Origin of the sequence: Dietzia sp. CW19 (assembly GCF_014145265.1) — a bacterium.
GTDB classification, from domain to species: Bacteria; Actinomycetota; Actinomycetes; order Mycobacteriales; family Mycobacteriaceae; genus Dietzia; species Dietzia natronolimnaea.
Map to the genome: position 1 here is coordinate 1 of NZ_JAALEE010000520.1, position 2082 is coordinate 2082.

A 2082-nucleotide genomic window follows, 5' to 3' on the forward strand; every position below is an offset into this window, starting at 1 on the left:
TCCACGGTGGCCACCGCCACGGCGGAGGCCGGGGCCCCCGACCCCGTCATGGTGCCCCCGGGTCGCCGGATCGGTCTGGCACTCGCGGCGCCCGCGCTGGCGCTGGCCGTGGTGACGTTGGCGCTGGGACTGGGGGGTCAGGTGCTCCTGGAGCTGTCCGGGACCGCTGCGGCCAACCTGTACGACCCGACCGGATACGTCCAGGCGGTGCTCGGATGACCGCCACCCTGACCTGGCCGCTGCGGATCCTGTGGTTCCTGCTGTGGTTCTTCTGGCAGCAGACCACGACCAGCGCGAAGGTCGTCCGCGACGCCTTCCTGCCCCACGCCTCGATCACCCCGGGCTTCGTGCGGTTCCCCACCAGGTGCCGCACCGAACTCGAGGTGACCGTGCTGTCCTCGCTCATCACCCTGACCCCGGGGACGCTGACCCTGGGCGCGCACCATCCGGGGGGCGGTGAGGGGTGGGAGATCGTGGTCCACGGGATGTACTTCCCGGATCCCGACGACCTGACGGCCTCGCTACACGATATGGAGAACCACATGCTGCGGGCGATCCGGAGAGAGGGGCTGGTCCGGTGATCGCCGTCGACATCGCCATCGTCCTGGTCTCCATCGCGGCCGTCCTGTCCTCCTACCGGATGGTCCGTGGCCCCCACGCCGGTGACCGAGCCATCGCGGCGGACCTGCTGTTCTTCGCGTTCATCGCACTCCTCGCCCTCGTCGGCGTGAGGGTGGACAGTCCCTTCGTCTACGACCTCGTCCTGGTCGCGACGCTGGTGGGCCTGGTCTCCGCTCTCTCGCTGGCCCGACTCATGTCCGGGGGTCGGCGATGAGCTGGGACCTGCTCGCGACCGTCCTGGGATCGGTCTCCGTCCTGACGGGGTCCGTGGTGTTCCTCGGAGGCGCCATCGGCCTCCTGCGGTTCCCCGACCTCTACGTCCGGTCCTCCGCCATCGGGGCGGCCGCCGGACTCGGGCTGGTGTTCGTGATCGTCGGCGCCTTCCTGCTGCACCCGTCCTGGGATGCGGCACCCAAGGTGGCGGTGGCGGCGCTCCTCCAGTTCGCCTCCTCCGCCATCGGCGCGATGTCCATCGCCCGCGCCGGGTTCCTCTCGGGCGCCGCGCCCACCTCGGCCACCCGGTATTCGCAGATCGGGTTCGCCACCGACACCCCGTCCGACTCCCCCAAGGGGACCGGTGATGACTGAGCCGCGCGATCTGCCGGACGATCCCGGGGGGCCACCGACCGACGCCACGGGGTTCGCCCTGGTCGACGAGCACGTCGACGAGAACAGCACCTACGGCGAGATGAGCCTGGACGAGGCGACCCGGCGGTTGGCCCGGCTCCGCTCCCGCGGCGACCTCCGGGCGGCCTCGCGCCTCATGGCGTCACTGCCCGACCAGGTCGTGGTGGACATGTTCGAGCGCAGCGCCGACCGCGACCGGGCCGTCGCGTTCCGGTTGCTGCCCAAGGGGCGCGCCCTGGTGCTGTTCGAGGCCCTCGACGCGCCGGTGCAGTCCGAGCTGCTGCGCGGCCTGCGCGAGGAGCAGGTCGCCCACCTCTTCGAGGAGCTCGACCCCGACGACCGCGTCGCTCTCATGGACGAGCTCCCGGCCTTCGTCGCCACGCGCCTCCTGCGCGGGCTGCCGCCCGAGGAGCGCGCGCTCACCAACGAGATCCTCGGCTACCCGGCCGGCTCCATCGGCCGCAGGATGACGCCCGAGTTCGTCTCCGCCCGCCCGGAGATGACCGCGGAGCAGGCGCTCGACCGGGTCCGCGCCCGGCTGGTCGACGTCGAGACGATCTACACGATCCCCGTCGTGGACCAGGGACGCCGCCTCATCGGGGTCGTCGGTCTGAGGTCCCTGATGGGCGCGGAACCCGACACCCTCGTCGGGGACCTGATGAACGACGCCATCTCGATCCACGCCCGCGCCTCCGAGGAGGAGGCCGCCCGCCTCAGCGCGGACGAGCGCGTGATCGTCCTGCCGATCACGGACGAGGAGGACCGTCTCGTGGGCATTCTCACCGTCGACGACGCGCTGCGGATCCTCGAGGACGCCGAGACCGAGGACGCGGC

At 71.6% G+C, this 2082-nt stretch carries 4 protein-coding genes and 1 pseudogene; all 5 read left to right on the plus strand.

All coding sequences use genetic code 11. The features are described from left to right. Window positions 1–219: pseudogene (locus G6021_RS14755) on the plus strand (monovalent cation/H+ antiporter subunit D family protein); the annotation flags it as partial. Further along, a complete protein-coding gene (locus G6021_RS14760) occupies window positions 216–581 on the plus strand; it encodes a Na+/H+ antiporter subunit E (protein ID WP_182610374.1) in 366 nt (121 codons plus the stop codon). The pseudogene G6021_RS14755 and the gene G6021_RS14760, both read left to right, overlap by 4 nt. Beyond that, window positions 578–835: a monovalent cation/H+ antiporter complex subunit F gene (locus G6021_RS14765; protein ID WP_182610375.1), complete on the plus strand. Its 258-nt coding sequence runs from the start codon at window positions 578–580 to the stop codon at window positions 833–835. Before G6021_RS14760 ends, G6021_RS14765 begins: the two co-directional genes overlap by 4 nt. Continuing rightward, window positions 832–1209, plus strand: coding sequence for a monovalent cation/H(+) antiporter subunit G (locus G6021_RS14770; RefSeq protein WP_182616865.1), 378 nt, complete (start codon window positions 832–834; stop codon window positions 1207–1209). The genes G6021_RS14765 and G6021_RS14770 overlap by 4 nt, the downstream gene beginning before the upstream one ends. Next, on the plus strand, window positions 1202–2082 hold an 881-nt coding region (locus G6021_RS17560), incomplete at its 3' end, for a CBS domain-containing protein (RefSeq protein WP_241736591.1). The genes G6021_RS14770 and G6021_RS17560, both read left to right, overlap by 8 nt.

What these genes read in the sequence shown, in the direction of transcription:
- G6021_RS14760 (WP_182610374.1), top strand. Translation starts at nt 216, where the DNA reads ATGACCGCCACCCTGACCTGGCCGCTGCGGATCCTGTGGTTCCTGCTG.
- G6021_RS14770 (WP_182616865.1), top strand. Translation starts at nt 832, where the DNA reads ATGAGCTGGGACCTGCTCGCGACCGTCCTGGGATCGGTCTCCGTCCTG.